Here is an 18,003-nt window from a genome sequence, read left to right as displayed (position 1 = left end):
ACCATGTCTGAAGTAGCTGTAGTGATTGGCGGCGGCCAAACGTTAGGCGCCTTTTTGTCCCACGGGCTGGCGCAGGCCGGTTATCGGGTGGCGGTGGCCGATCTGAACGCCGACAACGCCAATCTGGTGGCACAGCAGATCAACGAAGCGTTTGGCGCAGGCAGCGCCTGCGGTTTTCAGGCCGACGCCACCGACGAGCAGAGCGTAATCGCGCTGGCGGCGGCGGTTGACCGGGCGTTCGGCCAGGCCAACCTGCTGGTGTACAGCGCCGGCATCGCCAAGGCGGCGCCGATCACCGATTTCCCGCTGGGCGACTTCGATCGCTCGCTGCAGGTGAACCTGGTGGGTTATTTCCTCTGCGCCCGCGAGTTCTCGCGCCTGATGATCCGCGACGGCATCGCCGGGCGCATCATTCAGATCAACTCCAAGTCCGGCAAGGTCGGCAGCAAGCACAACTCCGGCTACAGCGCCGCCAAGTTCGGCGGCGTGGGGCTGACGCAGTCGCTGGCGCTCGATCTGGCGGAATACGGCATTACCGTGCATTCGCTGATGCTCGGCAACCTGCTGAAGTCGCCGATGTTCCAGTCGCTGCTGCCGCAGTACGCGCAAAAACTGGGCATCGCGCCGGACCAGGTGGAGCAGTACTACATCGACAAAGTGCCGCTGAAGCGCGGCTGCGACTACCAGGACGTGCTGAACACCCTGCTGTTCTACGCCAGCGACAAGGCCTCTTACTGCACCGGCCAATCGATCAATATCACCGGCGGCCAGGTGATGTTCTGACGCCATCGACGCCCCCTTCCGCGGAAGGGGGCCTAAGGAGAACCCCATGACTCAAGCTCTGATCGTCTTCGCGCTGCTGGCCTGGCTGCTGCAAATCGCCTTCGGCTGGTGGCAACTGCAGCGCTTCAACCGCGCCTTCGACGGCCTGTGCCGGCTGGGCGCCGTCGGCGTCGGCCGTTCCGGCGGCCGCTTCCGCCCGCGAGTGGTGCTGGCGCTGGCCTTCGACGCCGATCGGCGGGTATGCGGCAGCCTGTTGCTGGGCGGCCTGACCGTTTTCGCCCGGCCCCGCCCGCTGCCTCGATTGCACGGTTTGCATCAGCGGGATTTGCGCCCGGATGTGATCTTCCCCGAGGATCGCGCATGCCAGTCTGCACTATCGTTAGCGATTAAACCCAAATCGTGATATTTTCACATTAAAAGACATTACCTTTCATAGTGAATTATTCAGCGAGGGGAAATGCCCAACTCTTGTGAACGGGAATCGCGATGAAACCAAAGCAGCGGCAGGCCGCTATCCTTGAATATCTGCAGCGACATGGCAAGACGGCAGTGGACGCCCTGGCCGAGCATTTCTCCACCACCGGCACCACCATCCGCAAGGATCTCACCCTGCTGGAAGAAGAAGGCGAGGTGATCCGCACCTACGGCGGCGTGGTGCTCAGCCGCGACGACGGCGATCAGCCGATCGACCGCAAAACCCATATCAATACCGAGAAAAAACGCCACATTGCCAGCGCCGCCGTGGCGCTGATCGCCGACGGCGACTCGCTGATCTTCGATGCCGGCAGCACGGTGCTGCAGATGGTGCCGCACCTGGCGCAGTTCAATAACATCACGGTGATGACCAACAGCCTGACCATCGTCAACGCGCTGGTGGAGCTGGACAACGATCAGACCATCCTGATGCCCGGCGGCACCTACCGCAAAAAATCGGCCTCGTTCCACGGCAGCCTGGCCGAATCGGCGTTTCAGCAGTTCAGCTTCGACAAACTGTTTATCGGCGCGGACGGCGTCGATCTCAACGCCGGCGTCACCACCTTCAACGAAGTGCACAACGTCAGCAAAGCGATGTGCGAAGCCGCCGGCCGCATTATTCTGTTGGTAGACTCCTCGAAATTCGGCCGCAAGAGCCCGAACGTGGTGTGCGAACTCAGCGCCGTCGACACGCTGATCACCGACCGAGACATCAACCCCGATTACCTCGCCGCCCTGCAGGCGAAAGGCATCAATATCCTTCTGGTAGGAGACCCCGATGAGTAACGCCAACGCCCTGCTCGCCTTCGCCCGCGAAACGCTGGAGATCGAGCTGACCGAAGCGCAACGCCTGCTGGCGCGCCTGGACGACAACTTCGTCTGCGCCTGCGAACTGCTGCTGAACTGCCGTGGCAAAGCGGTGATTTCCGGCATCGGCAAATCCGGCCACATCGGCAAGAAAATCGCCGCCTCGCTGGCCAGCACCGGCACGCCGTCGTTCTTCGTGCATCCGGCGGAAGCGCTGCACGGCGATCTCGGCATGATCGGCGCCGACGACGTGGTGGTGTTTATCTCCTACTCCGGCCGCGCCAAAGAGCTGGATCTGATCCTGCCGCTGCTGGCGGAGAACGGCATTCCGGTGATCGCCATCACCGGCGGCAAAGAGTCGCCGCTGGCGCAGGCCGCGGCCTGCGTGCTGGATATCGGCGTCGAGCGCGAAGCCTGCCCGATGGGGCTGGCGCCGACCTCCAGCGCGGTCAACACGCTGATGATGGGCGATGCTCTGGCGATGGCGCTGATGCGCCAGCGCGGTTTCAACGCGGAAGATTTCGCCCGCTCGCACCCTGGCGGCAGCCTGGGGGCTCGCCTGTTGAACCGCGTGCATCACCTGATGCGCACCGGCGATCGCCTGCCGCGCGTGAGCGAAAGCGCCAACGTGATGGAAGCGATGCTGGAGCTGAGCCGCACCGGGCTCGGGTTAGTGGCGGTCTGCGACGCGCAGCAGCGGGTGGTGGGCGTGTTTACCGACGGCGACCTGCGCCGCTGGCTGGTGAAGGGCAACAGCCTGCAGGATCCGCTCAGCCCGGCGATCACCCGCCCCGGCTATCGGCTGCCGGAGCAGTGGCGCGCCGGCGAGGCGCTGGAAGCGCTGCACGAACAGCACATCAGCGCGGCCCCGGTGGTCGATATGGACGGCGTGCTGGTGGGGGCGCTCAACCTGCACGATCTGCATCAGGCCGGCATCGGCTGATCAACGCCGGGGGCGCCATCACCGGCGCCCCCGGTCTGATCATTTCCAATCAGGATTGTTCTCGAACTGCTGCTTCAGCAGCGCCTTCATGTCGTCATTCGGCTTGCCGAGCCACTGGTACTTGGCATACTTCTTCGGATGATCGACGGCTTCCGGCCGATCTTCCACTGCCACCCGCACGCCCCAGGCCTGGGATTTGTCCGCGCTGAACGCCACGATCAAAAAGTTGTTGCCGCAGTCGTGCGGCTTGCACAGGTTGCCGACCAGATACTCTTTGCCCTTCCAGTTCAGATTCTGCGCCGGCGTTGAGGTGCCGACGCCCTTACGCGCCCAGCCCGGCATCCGCGCCTGGCCTTTCACCATGTTTTGCCAGCTGGCCTGATACCCCGGCTGCTGAATCAAATCCGACGTGGTGACGATCTGCTGGGCAAAGCTGCCCGCGCTGAAGCTGAGCAGTGCGCCGAAGAGGGCGCAACGCAGCGCCTGGTGTCCCGTCATAGTCCTTCTCCCTAGGTTAAATCAGGTTTCGCCCATAAAACCGGGCCTGAACTAGTCAGACCACGGTTGCGGCAAAAAGTTGACTCACCACCAGGCGTGGAAATGATGCACCGGCCCGATGCCGTGCCCCACCTCCAGCGTGTCCGCCTGTTGCAGCGCTTGTTGCAGGTAGTCCTTGGCGGCGGCCACCGTCGCCGCCCAGTCGGCATGGCGCGGGCGCAGCGCCGCCAGCGCGGCCGAGAGCGTGCAACCGGTGCCGTGGGTGTGGCGGGTGGCGACGCGCGGCGCGGTAAAGCGCAGCTCGCCTTCTGCGGTAAACAGCCAGTCCGGGCTCTCACTTTCGCTCAGGTGGCCGCCCTTCATCAGCACCGCCCGGCAGCCCATCGCCAGCAGCGCCCGCCCCTGCTCGCGCATCTGCGCTTCATCTTCCGCCGGCGCGCACGCCAGCAGCGCCGCCGCTTCCGGCAGGTTCGGCGTAATGATCGACACCAGCGGTAACAGCTCGCGCCGAATAGACGCCACCGCCTCCGGCGCCAGCAACGGATCGCCGCTTTTCGCCAGCATCACGGTGTCCAGCACCACGAACTCCGGCCGGTAATGGCGCAGCCGTTCGGCCACCGCCTGCACAATGTCGGCGTTGGCCAGCATGCCGATCTTGACGCTGTCGATACGCACGTCGCTGAACACCGAGTCCAGCTGCGCGGCGACGAACGCCGGATCGATGTAATACACCGACTGCACGCCGCGGGTATTCTGCGCCACCAGCGCGGTGATCACCGAGGTGCCGTAGGCGCCGAGCGCCGAGAAGGCCTTCAAATCGGCCTGAATGCCGGCGCCGCCGCTGGGATCGGTGCCGGCGATGGTCAGCGCGTTAATGCGTTTCATCACAGATCCTCCCCGCGCAGTTGATACAGGGCGTCGAGGAACGCCGGCGTAAAGCTGCCCGGCCCGCCGGCCTGTCTGGCCGCGAGACCGCCGCAGTGGGACATCACCCGGCAGGCGGTCGCCACGTTGTCCAGGCGATCGCCCGGCAGGGCGCAAAACGCCGCCACGACCGCCGACAGCGCGCAGCCGGTGCCCACCACCCGCGTCATCAGCGGGGAACCGCCTTCGATCGCCCAATCGCGTTGGCCGTCGGTGACGTAATCCACCGCGCCGGTGACCGCCACCACCGCGCCGCTGCGCTGCGCCAGCTCACGCGCGGCTGGCAAGGCCGCCAGCGAATCGTCGCCGCTGTCAACCCCGCGGCCGCTGGCCAGCAACCCGCTGAGCGCCATGATTTCCGAGGCGTTGCCGCGTATCGCCGCCGGTTTCTCGTCCAGCAGCTGTTTAGCAAAGGCGGTGCGGTAGGAGAGCGCGCCGACCGCCACCGGATCCAGCGTCCAGGGCTTGCCGGCCCGATTGGCGGCGGCCACCGCCGCCCGCATCGATTCGGCGCGCAGCGCATTGAGGGTACCGACGTTGATCAGCAGGCCATCGGCCAGCGCGCTGAACTGCGCCGCCTCTTGCGGCTCCACCACCATCGCCGGGGAGGCGCCGAGCGCCAATAGCACGTTGGCGGTCAGCGATTGCACCACTTCGTTGGTCAGGCAGTGGATCAGCGGAGGCCGCTGTTGGAATTGGGTCAGACAGGCCGCGGCGCGCGCGCCGGGTAGTGCATCAGGTCGAGCGATCATATTCCTCCCAACCGGCGTTCAAGAAGGCGGCGCCGGCTGGGCGGCCGTGACTTCCCTACGCTGGCATTATCCAGATCAGGTAATACGGGTATTTCTCAGCCTTCACGTAGAAGGGCACCCCGAGTCATGAAAATCAATAGGTTGTGATCAACGTTGCGTTAATCCCTGCAGGGGATCATGCCAGCGGCGGCGCGGACAAACAAGCGAATAAATTGGCTCGGCAGGCATACGCCGCGCAATGCGCTATAGTGAGCACAAACCACCGGGAGATGCCATGCAGATAAGACCCTACCAAGAGACCGATCGCCCCTTCCTGCGCACGCTGTACCTGGCGTCGCGCAAGGCGGCGTTCGGCTGGCGCGATACCTCAAACTATCAGTTGGAAGATTTCGACGGCGCGACGCTGGGCGAAGCGATTTGGGTGGCGGAAGACGGCGGCACGCTGCTGGGATTCGTCTCCGTCTACCGCGAAGACAACTTCATTCATAACCTGTATGTCGATCCCCATCAGCCGCCGCGCGGCGTCGGCAGTGCGCTGCTGCAGGCGGCGGAAGCTACCTTCACCGCCACCGGCTCGCTGAAATGCCTGGTGAAGAATGAAAAGGCGCTGGCGTTCTACCGCAAACACGGCTGGCGCATCATCTCTACCGGCAACGACGGCGAAGAAGATTATTACCTGATGCATTCGCCGGCCCGCTAACGCCGCCTTTCCCGTCACAGAACTCATTAATGATAATGGATTTCATTATCATTTAAGCATACCCTTCCTTGTCTCTCTCAATGAACTTGGCAAGGAAGGTTATGCAACACCAAACGGATACACGCTTCCCCGATGCCGCAGCGGCGGACTACGATCGCCGTATTCTGACCCTGGTGCCCGGCTATCAGTTTGCCCAGGCGCTGCTGACGGCGACGCTCGCACAGACGCTGCCGAATGACGCCACGCTGTTGCTGGCCGGCTGCGGCACCGGCAGTGAACTGGAGGCGCTGGCCGCCGCCAACGCCAGCTGGCGTTTCAGCGCCGTGGAACCCTCCGCCGGCATGCTGGCGGTCGCGCGCGCCAAGGCCGAAGCCGCGGGTTACGCACAACGGGTGAGCTTCCAGCCCACCTTGCTGCAACAAGCGCCGCAAACCCGCCACGACGCGGCGGTGTGCTCATTGGTGCTGCACTTTATCGCCGACGATGGCGCCAAACTGCATTTCCTGCAGCAGTTGGCGCAGCGCCTCTCCCCCGCAGCACCGCTGCTGCTGTTCGACTATCAGCCGGAGGGTCTGCCCGTCAGCCACTACCAAAATTGGCTGCAAAGCGCCGGGCACTCGGCGGCGCAGGCGCAGGAGGTGATCGAACGCACCCGCCGCAACTGGCACCCGATGGCGGCGGCGCGCAGCCGTCTCCTCTTGGCGGAAAGCGGCTTCACCGCGCCTCAGCAGTTGTGCGGTGCGCTGGGCTTCCAGCTTTCACTGCTCCACCGCCGTCGATGAGGGCGGCATCCCGCGCAGCGTCAGCCGCCAAAACAGCAGCGCGCTCAGGCTCACGCCTGCCCCCAGCCAGCAGACGCCGCTCCAGCCCGCCCAGGCGTACATATGGGTGCCGGCAAAGGCACCCAGCCCGCTGCCGACGGCGTAAAACAGCATGTAGCAGCCCACCAGCCGGCTGTGCGACTGCGGGTGCGCGCTGAAGATCATGCTCTGGTTCAGCACGTGGATCGCCTGGCCCGCCAGATCCAGCAGCACGATGCCCGCCACCAGCCAAACCAGGCCGCTGCCGAGCAAACCGAGCGGCAGCCAGGCCAGCGTCAACAGCAGCAGACACACGCCGCTGGCCGCCTGCCCCAGCCCGCGATCCGCCAGATGCCCGGCGCGCACCGCCGCCAGTGCGCCCACCGCGCCGACCAGGCCGAACGCCCCCACCGCGGCATGGGTGAAGTTGAACGGCGCCTGGCTCAGCGGCAACACCAGCGAACTCCAAAAGAGGCTGAAAGCGCCGAACATCAGCAGCGCCAACATGCCGCGAATTTGCAGCGTGCGGTCATGCAGCAACAGGCTCAGCATCGAACGCAGCAGCGCGGGATAGCTCAGCGTACTGGGAGCGGTGCGCGGCGCAGGCAGCAGGCGCGACAAGATCGGCAGCAATACCAGCGTCACTCCGGCAGAGAAGAAATACACCGTGCGCCAGCCGCCGACATCCGCCAGCGCGCCGGACAGGGTGCGCGCCAGCAGCAATCCCAGCACCACTCCGCCCTGCGCCGCACCAACCACCCGCCCGCGCTCCTGCGGCGCCGCCAGGGCTGCGGCGTAAGCGATCAGCCCCTGCGTCATGGCGGTGCCCAATAAGCCTACCAGCAACATTCCCGCCAGCAGCCAGGGCGCGCTGTGCGCCCAGCCCACCAATAGCAGCGCGCCGATCAGCCCCAGCTGTTGCCCCGCCAGCAACCGATGCCGGTTCAGCCGATCCCCCAACGGCACCACCAACAGCAGCGCCAGCACACAGCCCAACTGAGTCACGCTGATCACCATGCCGACCGCCGCCAGGCTGATGGAAAAATCATGGGCGATGGCGTCCAGCAGCGGCTGCGCATAGTAAACGTTGGCCACGCTGAAGGCGCTGGCGGCGGCCAACAGCAGCACCAGGGGGGCCGGCAGGCGCCCCAGCACCGCACAGGGGGGATCCAGCAGTTTGTCGCTCATTGCACACCTCAATCTGGTTTCATTATTAAACTCAATGAACTTTAGGCGTGGAGGTTTTATAATGCAACCAGAATATGCAGCTGGAGATAACCGTCGTGAAACGTAAAAGTCTGGAAGACGCGCCGTGCCCGGTGGCGCGCACGCTGGATGTGATTGGCGACTGGTGGTCGCTGCTGATCGTGCGCGACGCCTTCGACGGCGTCACCCGCTTCAGCGAATTTCAAAAAGGGCTGGGGATGGCGAAGAATATCCTTGCCACCCGCCTACGCGCCCTGGTGACGCACGGCGTGCTGGAGATCGTGCCCGCCGCAGATGGCAGCGCCTATCAGGAATATGTGCTGACCGAGAAAGGCCGCGCGCTGTTTCCGGTGATCGTCGGCCTGCGCCAGTGGGGGGAAGATCATCTGTTCGCCGAGGGAGAGGCGCACTCAACGCTGGTGGAAAGCGACAGCGACCGCCCCGTCCCGCGCCTGACGCCGATCGGCAGCGCCGGGCAGACGCTCACCCCGCTGAATACCCGGGTGGTGAAGGTGGGGAACGGTGATGAGAGTTAGTGGCGGTGCCCGCAGCTCACCCGCTGAAAAACCTGGCGGATAAAGAGCCATTCCAGACACCCGGCCAGCAGATAAACCGCGCCAAAAACGAGCGCACCAAACCATTCCGTATCGTTAAAATGGAAAAACCCACTGGCGTCAATCAGCCAAGCGGTTTGATTCTGGTTTAGCCTGGGTACAGGAAAAAGCTTTATTGTCAGCACAGCCAGCCCAACAACAGCCAATGCGTTAGCGAGCAACAAGGCAAGTTTTTTCATAGCCTTTCATTCTACAACCTAACGCAGTCCAACAAACTAAACCTAAGAACATGCGTTAATGGTTAACCCTCAGGTTGCCCCGTTCGTCGGAGACAACCATGAATGCGGCGGTAATCAAATGCGAACCTTCGGGTGTCTGTATATCGTAGGCGACGGAATAACGCTTCCCTGGCCGAAAAGCATAGTCGAATACCGGCATGCACCTCCCCGGCTCAACGAAGAAAACGTCATTATCGATAGCTTTAATGAGCTTATCGCCTGATTCGCTATAAATCTGAACGAAGCGAATATTATCTCCCGCCTTCATAGAAGAAAGAATGCAGACATGGTTATCTTTGGCAGTGACGACGGCGGGGAAGCGTGGAGTCAGCTTATCGCCAGGCCCCGGACAGCCGACCAGGAGGCAGGCCGTGAATAGAACCACATATTTTTTCATGCTCCCCGTTCCTTATACGCGGCTCTGTATACCGCAGAGGCTCCCTGTCGACTAATGCTCACTCATCGCTGTCTGAATTGTTTTATTATCCTAACCCGCTTAAAAAAAGAATCTATACCTTAACGTCTAACGTGAATCACGATCGGAAGCCATAACGATTCGCTTCGCAGCGTCATCCGGGTAATGTATAGTCCGCGTTTTACGGAGATCCCATGCTGACCAACTCATCCATTCGTCTGAACAAATACATTAGCGAGAGCGGTATCTGCTCACGCCGCGATGCCGATCGATACATCGAACAGGGCAACGTTTTCATCAACGGTAAGCGCGCCACCGTTGGCGCTCAGGTATTTGCCGGCGATGTCGTGAAGGTTAACGGTCAGCTGATCGAACCGCGTAATGAAGAAGATCTGGTGCTGATCGCGCTGAACAAGCCGGTCGGCATCGTCACCACCACCGAAGACGGCGAGCGCGACAACATCGCCGACTTCGTCAACCACAGCAAACGCATCTTCCCGATCGGCCGTTTGGACAAGGATTCGCAGGGGCTGATCTTTCTGACCAACCACGGTGACCTGGTCAACAAGATCCTGCGCGCCGGCAACAATCACGAGAAAGAGTATCTGGTGACGGTCAACAAGCCGGTGACCGACGAGTTTATTCGCGGCATGGGCGCCGGCGTGCCGATGCTGGGCACCGTGACCAAAAAGTGCAAGGTGAAGAAAGAAGCGCCGTTCGTGTTCCGCATCACGCTGGTGCAGGGGCTGAATCGCCAGATCCGCCGCATGTGCGAACACTTCGGCTACGAGGTCACCAAGCTGGAACGCACGCGCATCATGAACGTCGGCCTGAAAGGCTTGCCGCTGGGCGAATGGCGTGATCTGACCGATGACGAGCTGATCGAGCTGTTCAAGCTGATTGAAGGCTCCTCGTCCGAGGCCAAGCCGGCGAAGAAGGCCCCGGCCAAATCCGCCGCGGCGAAAAAACCGAGCGCCGGCGGCCCCAAAAGCGCCGACAAAGCCGCTGCGCCGGCCGGCCGCAAGCGCTTTGCCCAGCCAGGGCGCAAGAAAAAAGGGCGTTAAACGTCCTTCCCTGCTCAGCCCGCCGTTGCGCGGGCTTTTTTATCATAAAAGTCAGTCGCAGGCCGCCACTGAGTTCTCACCATAAAAAAGGCCCGCATCAAGCGGGCCTGCAAGTACCAGAGAAGTCTAGAGGAAAAATCAGAACGACCAGCGCAGGTTGGCATTGACCGAATTGACGCGGGTATCAGCGCCGAATTGCCCCTGATAGCCGACATCCAGCGTCGCGGCGCGCGACAGCTTCACGCTCACGCCGATATCGCCCACCATTACGTTGTCATCCACGGCCTGGCCCTGAGTGACGAACGCGTCGCTGCCGGCAAACGCCATGCGCGATGAGGTGTTCTTATCGCCGTAGGCGTGCTGCCAGCCGAGCGAGCCGTAAAGGCTGACATTCTTCGGCAGCTCGGTCACGCCGCGCACCCCGAGCGTAGAGTAGAAGGTATTCATCGTTTCATTGCGCACGCTCAGCGCCGCCGCGCCACCCGACTCCTGGAAGCTGTCGGTATGCAGGCGGATATAGCTCAGGTTGATGAACGGTTCGACGTTCATCTCCGGCTGGCCAAAACGGTAACCCGCTTCAGTGAACGCCAGCAGCGAGTTGGCGTCGTAGTCCGACTTCAGCCGATCCGAGAAGCCGCTGAAATCGACGTTGCGCTTGCCTTCAATCTTGTGCCAGGTGTAACCCAGCGCGCCGCGCAGCGAGAACGCATCCTGCTGCCCCGCCGCATACAGGCCGAGGTGGTAGTTGTCGGTATCGGCCTTGGAACGGCGGCTGTCGACGTCGTAGTCGCCGCGGCTGTAACCGAAGTAGCCGCCGATGCGCACGTTATGGTCCGCCAGCTTGCGATCCGCGCCCAACAGGAAGCCGGTGGTGTTGCCATCCAGCTTGCCCACGTTGCCGTTGCCGCTGTTTTTGCCCCAGGAACTGAAGGTCTGTCCCCAGACGCCGCTGTTTTGCGCCTGCGCCGGTTGCACCAGCGACATCGCCAACGGCGGTATCGGCAGGCTGTCATTGTCGAACAGGCGCAGCATGCGCTGGTTCAGCACGTTGAACAGCTGGGTGCTGCCGGCGATCAGGTTAGACTGCATCGACGGATAGACTTCGCCGGACAGCTGATTGAACGCCTCGCGCGCTTCCGGCGCACTCAGCAGCAGCAGCGAGTTATACAGAGCCAGCGAAGGGCCGCTCTGCACCAGAGTCGAGAGCGCACCGGCGGTATTCCACTGGTTGCTGCTCTCGGCCACCGTTTGGAAAATGCCCGGCTTGCCGCTGCCCGGGTTCTCTCCGCCCGGATTTTCACCGCCTGGGTTTTCCCCACCCGGATTCTCGCCCCCTGGATTCTCACCGCCTGGGTTTTCCCCACCCGGATTCTCGCCGCCCGGGTTTTCACCGCCTGGATTTTCTCCACCCGGATTCTCGCCGCCAGGGTTTTCACCGCCCGTGTCTTTCTGCGCAATGGTCAGATCCACGGCGTTGGCGCTGTGGTTCAACGCCACATCGAGGAAGGCAGACTTGGAGACCGCCGCCGCGAACTGGCCGTCAATGCCGCCGTCCGAGGTCAGAATGCGGTAGCTTTGGCCAGTTTTATAGCTGGTTTGCGGATCCAGCGCCGTCACCTGCACCTTGGCCCGATCGCTGATGGTGGTTTTGCCCGCCACCAGCAGTTGGTCGCTGCGGCCATCGCCGGCGATATCGACGTCATAGAAGGATTCGCCGATAAAATTCAGGTAGCGTTTCAGCGTCAGCGTGCCGATATTACCGTCGCCGGGCGAGATATGGCCGCCGGACTGGATCTCGGTCTGGCCCAGCGTGCCGTTGCCGCCCAGCGTACCGCCGGCCTTGATCGATGCGGCGCTGCTGTAGCCCTGCCCGTTATTGACGTCGGCACCCGCCGTCGCATTGAGGATCAGCGTGCCGCCGTTCTCGGCGCTGAGGGTTTGGATCTCGAAGATATCGTCTTCTTTCTGGGTATTGATGTCGCTGGCGATGATGAGCTTACCGCCGCGCGCGGTGACGTTTGCCTGCAGGCCAGTGAGATCGCCGTTCAGCGTCGTGTGCCCGGCGGTGTTGATCACCTCGCCTTCGCCGCTCATCTTGTTGCTGAAGACGTAATTGCCGTCGGTATGGTTAAAGTACACATAGCTGCGGAACAATCCGCCCCGCAGGGCGATCGCCGTCTGGGCATCGATAGTGCCTGCAGCGCCCGCCGCGCCGAGCGTCGGCTCGGTCAACCCGGTGCCGGTATCCATGTTGCCGCGGCTGCCGATAATCAGCGCGCCGCGGTTAGAACCGGAACCGGTCTCGCCCAGCACCACTTCGTTGCCGCCGGCGGAGAATGTGCCGCCGTCCATGACCGCCAACACGCCATTGCCGTAATCGCCGACGTTGACGCTGCTGCCGCTGGTAAACCGTGAACCGTTGCCGGCGATCGTCAGCTCGGCGGTTTTACGCGCGCCGGAGACGCCCGCCACCTGAATATTACCGACGTTGACCGCGCCGCCGTTCAGCACGTCCAGATCGCCGTAAAGCGTGAGCGCGCGGCCAACGTTCCATTGGGAATTGGCCCCCGTGACCGTGGCTTTCGGGCTCAGCGTATCGGTCTCGCCCGGCCCGCTGCCATTACCGATGCGCGCGTCAAAGGCGGTGTTCAGCACCGCGCCGTCTTCAATCGCCAGCGTGGATCGTGCCCCTAAGTCGGTGCCGACGCTGAGAAAATTGCTGGTGACGCGAGAACCGGCGCCGGTGGCGATCAGGTGGCTGTCGTAGCCGCGGGTGGTGCCGACCACGATCTCTTTCGCGCTGGCCAGCGCGCCGTCTTCAACCCGCAAGGTGCCCCGCCCCAGATTCAGGCCGCCACGCAGCACGAACTGATCGTTCACCGCGTTCAGCTCGGCGTTCGGCCCGCGGACCGTGACTACGCTCTCATGAATTTGGCCGTTGAACATCCGGCCGATATTGATGTTATAGGCGCTGATCTTGCCATTCTCGATCAGCAGGTTGCCGCTTTGATTGCGGCCGACGTAAACGTCCCCGGTGTAGGCCAATGATTCGGTAATTTTTGAGTCGCCGTCAAAAATGGCATCGTCTGCACGAGCGATATCGGCGGGCGCCAGCATCAACAGCGGCGCAGAAAATAGAGCGAGGTAAAGTTTGGAAAGCGGTGTTTTAACCGCTAAAGGGTGCGATGTCTTGTCATTCACGGGCTATCTCCGTACTCGTTAGCGTGATGTCGCGGAATGTCTTGTTATAGGGAAACTCACTGCGCTAGAGGAGGTGTGAGGCGTTATTCCGCGCACGCCGGTTTAGTGATCGTCGAAGCAAAAGCTTATTGCCCCCCGGCGCTGGCGCTCCGACGATGGAAAACCAGGAAGCGGTAATACCGCCCCCAAAGCGAATTATTTATGCGTGACTACCGGCGTACAGGTCGGCGCACTCAGCGACGGTGAGGAACCTAAAATTCCCGGCATCATCAGCGACGAGCAATCGAAAATACGGCCTTTTTCCGTGGTGGCGCGATAAGAAAGTTTTTGGCCGCCCAGCGCATCCGGCTGTGCACCATTCACATTGGTCACGGTAATTTCGTCCGATGAACCCAGGCCCAACATTTTGGCGGTTTCCGCCTGCAGTAATGGAATGGCCTGATCGGTTTTCAGGGTGGAACAACCGGCTATCATCATCGTAACGGTTAAAGCGATAAGTGGTTTCTTCATAAATTATCCTTTATAACCAATCAGTTAAAATTACCGATTGGCTTTATGTTTTCTCTTATCCAAATCCTCGAATAATATATTTCCCTTTCCTAAACGAAAAAACCCTCCTAAAGTAGGGAGGGTTGATAATAATTCATCAGACCTATCTGATATTTGAAGGCGAAAGGAGAATCCTTTGGGGCAGGATTATGCGTTGGTCGTTGATGACCATCCATTGGTAGCTAGCGGCATCGCCAATTTTCTCAGCACGCATTGCCGATTCAAACAGGCGCATGTGGTGACCAATGAAGAGAATTGCTACCGCCATATTAGGGAAAATGGCCCACCGCGTTTACTGGTGATTGATTTTTGGCTCTCTTCCGGTACGGCGTTGAAATTACTCAAAGAAGTAAAACAACGTTATCCGCAGGTGCGCCTTTTGGTGGTCAGCGGCGACGAGAATAACGATATCTGGCAGAAAGTGAACAATGCCGGAGGGCATGGGTTCGTTTTGAAAAATGAACCGCCAGAATTATTCGCCAGGGCGGTTTTTGCGCTGAATAATAATCAGGAATGGTTCCCTGAAGGGAATGAATCCGTCATAAAAAACAACCATGAACATTTAAATAAATTTAATTTAACGCCAAGGCAATTAGACGTATTAACCATGATGTTGCGCGGCCTGCCAAATAAAAGAATCGCGACGCAGCTCTCTATTTCCGAACCTACCGTCAAAGAACATATCAGCAATATATTGAAAAAGATCGGCGTCAACAGCCGGGTAGAAGCCATCACGCTGTTGCACGGCAAACGGGATCCGTCGTCATGAGGTTTTTCCAGAATTTACAAAATGATGGTATCTCCCCACGCGCGCAGATCCGCCTGCTGGACAACACCTTCATGCGGCTGGTATTCAGTTTCACCGCCGTGCCTTTCGTCGGCATCCCGTTCGCCATCTGGATTTATTTGCTGGGTGATGAACTCGGCCCCACCATTACCTGGATCATCGTTTACCTGCTATGCGCCGTGGCGATCCGAATATGGCACCGCCGCTACCTGCATGAGGCCAAAGAAAATGATGAAGACGCCGTGCTGCGCCGCTGGCTGCCGCGCATTAATAAGGTGGCGTTTATTCACGGGTTGGGGATCTCATCACTCTATTTAATTACGCCGCAGACCCATAACTTTGACTTTTTTCTGCTGCTCAATATCAGCATCGCCGCGATCGTCGCCGCCAACGCAACGCATCTGACGCCGGTTATCAGCACCTTTACCCGCTTTTTCTTCGCTTCCTGGGGGCTGCTGAACCTCGGCATCATCTGCCGGCTGGAAGACGTGATGTTCATCGTGCTGATGCTGAACTTGCTGTACGGCTTCGCCATTTACCGCCACGCGTTAACCTCGCATGCGTTCTTTATCCAGCAGGCGCTGCTCGAGGAACAAAGCTCGCGCCTGGCGGAGCAGTTCCGCCAGGCTAAAGAGGAGGCGGAACAGGCGCTGCTGGACAAGAACCAGTTCCTGACCACCGCCAGCCACGATCTGCGCCAGCCGGTGCACGCCATGGGCTTTCTGATCGAAGCCATCATCCACAAAAACCGCGACGACAGCCTGACGCCGCAGCTGCTGGATCTGCAGCAGAGCGTGCGTTCGGTGCATTTGATGTTCAATTCATTGCTCGATCTCAGCAAGATCGAATCCGGCAACGTGCGCACCGCCGCCACCCATGTGGATATCGGCGCCCTGCTCGACTCGGTGATCACCCTGTTCCGCGAAGAGGCCAACAGCCGCGCCCTGGCGCTGCGCACCTGGCGGCCCAAACGGCGCATCAGCGTGATGGGCGATCCGCTGCTGGTGCGGCAATCGCTGATTAACCTGATCCAAAACGCCCTGCGCTACACGCAACAGGGCGGCGTGCTGATCGCCATCCGCCCGCGCGGCGCCGAGTGCCTGGTGGAAGTGTGGGACACCGGCGTGGGCATTGCCGACGAAGAGAAAAGCAAAATCTTCTCCCCTTACTACCGCCCCGAGCTGGCGTGGAAAATCGACAGCGCCGGCCACGGGCTGGGGTTAGCGGTGGTGGCGCGCTGCGCCAAGCTGATGAAGGTGAAGTACGGCATGCACTCCGTCGAAGGCAAAGGCTCGCGCTTCTGGATGCGCTTCACGCAATACATCGGCGAAGACAAAGCGCCGGAAACCGCGGCCGCCTACGACAACACCGCCACGCCCATCCGCTATGCGCCGCTGCGCGGCGCCTGCCTGGTGGTGGACGACGATCCCTTGGTGACCTCCGCCTGGGAGAGCCTGATGAGTACCTGGGGCATCACCGTGCGCTGCGCGGCCTCCGCCGAGGAAGCCTTCGCCATCGTCGACGACGGTTTTACGCCGTTCGCCGTGCTGTGCGACCAGCGCCTGCGCTCCGGCGAGAGCGGTTTCGACATCCTGAAAGCGCTGTTCGAACGCCTGCCGGACGTGAGCGGCGCGATGGTCAGCGGCGAGTTCAACTCGCAGATATTGCAAGAGGCCGAGCAGGAAGGCTATCTGGTGCTGCGCAAACCGCTGGAGCCGGCCAGGCTGCATGCGCTGCTGACGCAGTGGGGGGCCGGCTAGCGCGCGGCGGCGCCTTAGCGGGCAAGATGCCGCAGCAGGCCTTCAAGGTTGCGCTCCCCCTCCGGGGTTTGCGCACCGGCCTTCAGTCCGCCGCGGATCAACCGCTCCGCGGCCGGGCGTGCGAACAATCCCGCCCAGGCGTCGTGCTCGCGATAAAAACCGGCCTGCAGATCCGGTACAGGCATCGCCTGCTTAGCCGCCGCAATCACGCCCTCTGGCAATGCCGCGATATTGCGCGCTAACCGCTCGACGAAATCATCGAGCTCGGCGGCAGGCAAGGCACGGTTAATCCAGCCATAACGCTCTGCGGTAGCGGCATCGATGAGATCGGCGCCCAAGATCACTTCCAGAGCGCGGCCGCGCGTCATTCGACTCGTCAGATACTGCGTCGCGCCGCCGCCGGGCGTAATGCCCATCAAGGCCTCGCACTGGGCCAGCCCCGCCGCTTCCCGTGCCGCGAAAGCCATATCGGCCGCCGCCACAAACTCGGCGCCGCCGCCGCGCGCCAGCCCAGCCAGCTTAACGAGAGTGACCTGCGGCTGGCTGCGCAGCAGTTCACCAAACGCCTGGAACGGATTTAGCCCCTCCGGCGCGTTGCTCGCCAGTTCGTCGAAAGCGTGCGGCTCATCGATCAAGGTCATGTCGACGTGAGCAATAAAGAACGCTGGGTTCGCGCTCTGGAACACCAACACGCGCGTATCCGGATCGTCACGCACCGCGAGCAATAAACGGCTGATTTCCGACATCAGCGCCACATCAAGCACGTTTACCGGTGGGTTATCGATAGCGATCGTCATCACGCCGTGCGCATAAGACAGCCTGAGTTTGCTGAAATCTGTATCTGTCATCTCAATGTCCTTTTACCTGGGGTACAAGTGCGGGTTATTCGTGCCCTGTTTCAAATGGTATACTTTGCATACCTGGCGTCAATTACGCACCTTAAGCATCCCAGGGATGCAGGAGGATACCGATGGATAAGACCGATGTTGTTTACCGCGCCGACTGCCCAAGCCGCATCGTGCTCGATCAGATTGCCGATAAATGGTCCATGATGGTGCTGGAAGTGCTGCGCGAGCCGCAGCGTTTCAACGCCATCAAGCGCCGTCTGGATGGCGTCACGCAACGCGTGCTGACCCAGACACTACGCAAGCTGGAACGCAACGGCATGGTGCATCGCAAAGTGTTGGACGGGCGGGTGCTTGGCGTCGAGTATTCGCTGACGCCGCTCGGCAAATCCCTGCAGGGGCCGTTCTCGGTACTGTTCGACTGGACGTTAGGAAATATTGAGGCGATTCAGGAGTGCCAGCGCAAGTATGATGAGCAGGACGGGTGATGCGATCCCCAAAGTCTTTCACTTGCAGGTAAACGAGGGTTAGGAAGCCCTCGGGCTATCAGGGCATGATGAATCGCTTAAACAGCAGCTGCTGGATGTCCTGATGGTGTGACAATGGAGTCAATACAGTGCCTTACGGTACGCGTGTGCTCAAAGGCCACCTGCTGTTCCAATG

20 protein-coding genes and 1 riboswitch are annotated in these 18,003 nt (G+C 61.2%); of the genes, 11 read left to right on the top strand and 9 right to left on the bottom strand.

Translation table 11 applies throughout. The annotated features are described in order from the left end of the window. Nucleotides 1-3 precede the first annotated feature (3 nt). The 4 genes from srlD to gutQ all read left to right on the top strand — a co-directional run bounded on the left by srlD (nt 4) and on the right by gutQ (nt 3,007). Nucleotides 4-783, top strand: a complete 780-nt coding sequence (gene srlD, locus ACUXAC_RS00560) for a sorbitol-6-phosphate dehydrogenase (RefSeq protein WP_060424894.1) — start codon at nt 4-6, stop codon at nt 781-783. A 46-nt stretch (nt 784-829) separates the two neighbouring features. Beyond that, on the top strand, nt 830-1,186 hold the full coding sequence (gene gutM / locus ACUXAC_RS00555) for a transcriptional regulator GutM (RefSeq protein WP_087762420.1): 357 nt from the start codon (nt 830-832) through the stop codon (nt 1,184-1,186). Nucleotides 1,187-1,269: 83 nt separating this feature from the next. Next, on the top strand, nt 1,270-2,043 hold the full coding sequence (srlR, locus tag ACUXAC_RS00550) for a glucitol operon DNA-binding transcriptional repressor SrlR (protein ID WP_033635559.1): 774 nt from the start codon (nt 1,270-1,272) through the stop codon (nt 2,041-2,043). Then, nucleotides 2,036-3,007: an arabinose-5-phosphate isomerase GutQ gene (gene gutQ / locus ACUXAC_RS00545; RefSeq protein ID WP_049270680.1), complete on the top strand. Its 972-nt coding sequence runs from the start codon at nt 2,036-2,038 to the stop codon at nt 3,005-3,007. The genes srlR and gutQ overlap by 8 nt, the downstream gene beginning before the upstream one ends. Nucleotides 3,008-3,046: 39 nt before the next feature. On the opposite strand, the gene ACUXAC_RS00540 is transcribed toward gutQ, so the two are convergent. From ACUXAC_RS00540 to thiM, 3 genes are all read right to left on the bottom strand, one after another. Then, on the bottom strand, nt 3,047-3,505 hold the full coding sequence (locus tag ACUXAC_RS00540) for an inhibitor of vertebrate lysozyme family protein (RefSeq protein WP_084827272.1): 459 nt from the start codon (nt 3,503-3,505) through the stop codon (nt 3,047-3,049). An 84-nt stretch (nt 3,506-3,589) separates the two neighbouring features. After that, nucleotides 3,590-4,390: a bifunctional hydroxymethylpyrimidine kinase/phosphomethylpyrimidine kinase gene (gene thiD, locus ACUXAC_RS00535; protein ID WP_197848212.1), complete on the bottom strand. Its 801-nt coding sequence runs from the start codon at nt 4,388-4,390 to the stop codon at nt 3,590-3,592. Further along, a complete protein-coding gene (gene thiM / locus ACUXAC_RS00530) occupies nt 4,390-5,181 on the bottom strand; it encodes a hydroxyethylthiazole kinase (RefSeq protein ID WP_033644073.1) in 792 nt (263 codons plus the stop codon). The genes thiD and thiM overlap by 1 nt, the downstream gene beginning before the upstream one ends. A 35-nt stretch (nt 5,182-5,216) precedes the next feature. Further along, nucleotides 5,217-5,313, bottom strand: a riboswitch (TPP riboswitch). A 142-nt stretch (nt 5,314-5,455) separates the two neighbouring features. Here thiM and ACUXAC_RS00525 point away from each other — a divergent pair. Beyond that, nucleotides 5,456-5,881 carry a GNAT family N-acetyltransferase gene (locus ACUXAC_RS00525; RefSeq protein WP_047730087.1) on the top strand — a complete coding sequence of 142 codons (426 nt, stop codon included), beginning with the start codon at nt 5,456-5,458 and terminating at the stop codon, nt 5,879-5,881. Nucleotides 5,882-5,982: 101 nt separating this feature from the next. Beyond that, nucleotides 5,983-6,663 (top strand): methyltransferase, encoded by a 681-nt coding sequence (locus tag ACUXAC_RS00520; RefSeq protein ID WP_387444806.1) that lies wholly within the window; start codon nt 5,983-5,985, stop codon nt 6,661-6,663. Here the strand turns inward: ACUXAC_RS00520 and ACUXAC_RS00515 are convergent. Continuing rightward, entirely contained in the window at nt 6,640-7,869 is a 1,230-nt protein-coding gene (locus ACUXAC_RS00515; protein ID WP_201966041.1) for an MFS transporter, read from the bottom strand. The genes ACUXAC_RS00520 and ACUXAC_RS00515 overlap by 24 nt on opposite strands. Before the next feature lie 95 nt (nt 7,870-7,964). Between ACUXAC_RS00515 and ACUXAC_RS00510 the strand changes: the two genes are divergently transcribed. After that, complete coding sequence (locus ACUXAC_RS00510; RefSeq protein WP_072271073.1) at nt 7,965-8,423, top strand: winged helix-turn-helix transcriptional regulator; 459 nt, start codon at nt 7,965-7,967, stop codon at nt 8,421-8,423. On the opposite strand, the gene ACUXAC_RS00505 is transcribed toward ACUXAC_RS00510, so the two are convergent. Together ACUXAC_RS00505 and ACUXAC_RS00500 are read right to left on the bottom strand one after the other, a co-directional pair. Next, a complete protein-coding gene (locus tag ACUXAC_RS00505; protein WP_033655345.1) occupies nt 8,420-8,680 on the bottom strand; it encodes a DUF1158 family protein in 261 nt (86 codons plus the stop codon). The two genes, ACUXAC_RS00510 and ACUXAC_RS00505, sit on opposite strands and share 4 nt — an antisense overlap. Nucleotides 8,681-8,735: 55 nt before the next feature. Continuing rightward, entirely contained in the window at nt 8,736-9,116 is a 381-nt protein-coding gene (locus ACUXAC_RS00500) for a putative T6SS immunity periplasmic lipoprotein (protein ID WP_387444799.1), read from the bottom strand. 212 nt (nt 9,117-9,328) lie between these two features. Between ACUXAC_RS00500 and rluF the strand changes: the two genes are divergently transcribed. Further along, nucleotides 9,329-10,198, top strand: coding sequence for a 23S rRNA pseudouridine(2604) synthase RluF (rluF, locus tag ACUXAC_RS00495; RefSeq protein WP_141967245.1), 870 nt, complete (start codon nt 9,329-9,331; stop codon nt 10,196-10,198). A gap of 138 nt (nt 10,199-10,336) precedes the next feature. Here rluF and ACUXAC_RS00490 read toward each other — a convergent pair whose 3' ends face one another. Together ACUXAC_RS00490 and ACUXAC_RS00485 are read right to left on the bottom strand one after the other, a co-directional pair. After that, complete coding sequence (locus tag ACUXAC_RS00490) at nt 10,337-13,399, bottom strand: autotransporter outer membrane beta-barrel domain-containing protein (protein WP_387444795.1); 3,063 nt, start codon at nt 13,397-13,399, stop codon at nt 10,337-10,339. Between the two features lie 195 nt (nt 13,400-13,594). Further along, complete coding sequence (locus ACUXAC_RS00485; protein ID WP_025303891.1) at nt 13,595-13,909, bottom strand: putative periplasmic lipoprotein; 315 nt, start codon at nt 13,907-13,909, stop codon at nt 13,595-13,597. Between the two features lie 175 nt (nt 13,910-14,084). On the opposite strand from ACUXAC_RS00485, the gene ACUXAC_RS00480 reads away from it, so the two are divergent. After that, on the top strand, nt 14,085-14,717 hold the full coding sequence (locus tag ACUXAC_RS00480; RefSeq protein ID WP_141967240.1) for a response regulator transcription factor: 633 nt from the start codon (nt 14,085-14,087) through the stop codon (nt 14,715-14,717). After that, nucleotides 14,714-16,495 carry a hybrid sensor histidine kinase/response regulator gene (locus ACUXAC_RS00475; protein ID WP_049270632.1) on the top strand — a complete coding sequence of 594 codons (1,782 nt, stop codon included), beginning with the start codon at nt 14,714-14,716 and terminating at the stop codon, nt 16,493-16,495. Before ACUXAC_RS00480 ends, ACUXAC_RS00475 begins: the two co-directional genes overlap by 4 nt. Before the next feature lie 14 nt (nt 16,496-16,509). Here ACUXAC_RS00475 and ACUXAC_RS00470 read toward each other — a convergent pair whose 3' ends face one another. Next, a complete protein-coding gene (locus ACUXAC_RS00470) occupies nt 16,510-17,343 on the bottom strand; it encodes an enoyl-CoA hydratase/isomerase family protein (RefSeq protein WP_454266385.1) in 834 nt (277 codons plus the stop codon). A 122-nt stretch (nt 17,344-17,465) separates the two neighbouring features. Between ACUXAC_RS00470 and ACUXAC_RS00465 the strand changes: the two genes are divergently transcribed. Further along, complete coding sequence (locus ACUXAC_RS00465) at nt 17,466-17,828, top strand: winged helix-turn-helix transcriptional regulator (RefSeq protein WP_060424915.1); 363 nt, start codon at nt 17,466-17,468, stop codon at nt 17,826-17,828. Nucleotides 17,829-18,003 lie beyond the last annotated feature (175 nt).

It is taken from the genome of Serratia sp. 121840015-1, assembly GCF_053627655.1.
This window is presented reverse-complemented; position numbering and strand designations above follow the sequence as displayed.

Excerpts from the sequence above, each read along its gene's own strand:
- srlR (WP_033635559.1), top strand. The coding sequence starts at position 1,270 with ATGAAACCAAAGCAGCGGCAGGCCGCTATCCTTGAATATCTGCAGCGA.
- ACUXAC_RS00525 (WP_047730087.1), top strand. The coding sequence starts at position 5,456 with ATGCAGATAAGACCCTACCAAGAGACCGATCGCCCCTTCCTGCGCACG.
- thiM (WP_033644073.1), bottom strand. The coding sequence starts at position 5,181 with ATGATCGCTCGACCTGATGCACTACCCGGCGCGCGCGCCGCGGCCTGT.
- rluF (WP_141967245.1), top strand. The coding sequence starts at position 9,329 with ATGCTGACCAACTCATCCATTCGTCTGAACAAATACATTAGCGAGAGC.
- ACUXAC_RS00470 (WP_454266385.1), bottom strand. The coding sequence starts at position 17,343 with ATGACAGATACAGATTTCAGCAAACTCAGGCTGTCTTATGCGCACGGC.
- ACUXAC_RS00465 (WP_060424915.1), top strand. The coding sequence starts at position 17,466 with ATGGATAAGACCGATGTTGTTTACCGCGCCGACTGCCCAAGCCGCATC.
- srlD (WP_060424894.1), top strand. The coding sequence starts at position 4 with ATGTCTGAAGTAGCTGTAGTGATTGGCGGCGGCCAAACGTTAGGCGCC.
- ACUXAC_RS00520 (WP_387444806.1), top strand. The coding sequence starts at position 5,983 with ATGCAACACCAAACGGATACACGCTTCCCCGATGCCGCAGCGGCGGAC.
- ACUXAC_RS00500 (WP_387444799.1), bottom strand. The coding sequence starts at position 9,116 with ATGAAAAAATATGTGGTTCTATTCACGGCCTGCCTCCTGGTCGGCTGT.
- ACUXAC_RS00485 (WP_025303891.1), bottom strand. The coding sequence starts at position 13,909 with ATGAAGAAACCACTTATCGCTTTAACCGTTACGATGATGATAGCCGGT.
- ACUXAC_RS00515 (WP_201966041.1), bottom strand. The coding sequence starts at position 7,869 with ATGAGCGACAAACTGCTGGATCCCCCCTGTGCGGTGCTGGGGCGCCTG.
- ACUXAC_RS00505 (WP_033655345.1), bottom strand. The coding sequence starts at position 8,680 with ATGAAAAAACTTGCCTTGTTGCTCGCTAACGCATTGGCTGTTGTTGGG.
- ACUXAC_RS00540 (WP_084827272.1), bottom strand. The coding sequence starts at position 3,505 with ATGACGGGACACCAGGCGCTGCGTTGCGCCCTCTTCGGCGCACTGCTC.
- gutQ (WP_049270680.1), top strand. The coding sequence starts at position 2,036 with ATGAGTAACGCCAACGCCCTGCTCGCCTTCGCCCGCGAAACGCTGGAG.
- thiD (WP_197848212.1), bottom strand. The coding sequence starts at position 4,390 with ATGAAACGCATTAACGCGCTGACCATCGCCGGCACCGATCCCAGCGGC.
- ACUXAC_RS00475 (WP_049270632.1), top strand. The coding sequence starts at position 14,714 with ATGAGGTTTTTCCAGAATTTACAAAATGATGGTATCTCCCCACGCGCG.
- gutM (WP_087762420.1), top strand. The coding sequence starts at position 830 with ATGACTCAAGCTCTGATCGTCTTCGCGCTGCTGGCCTGGCTGCTGCAA.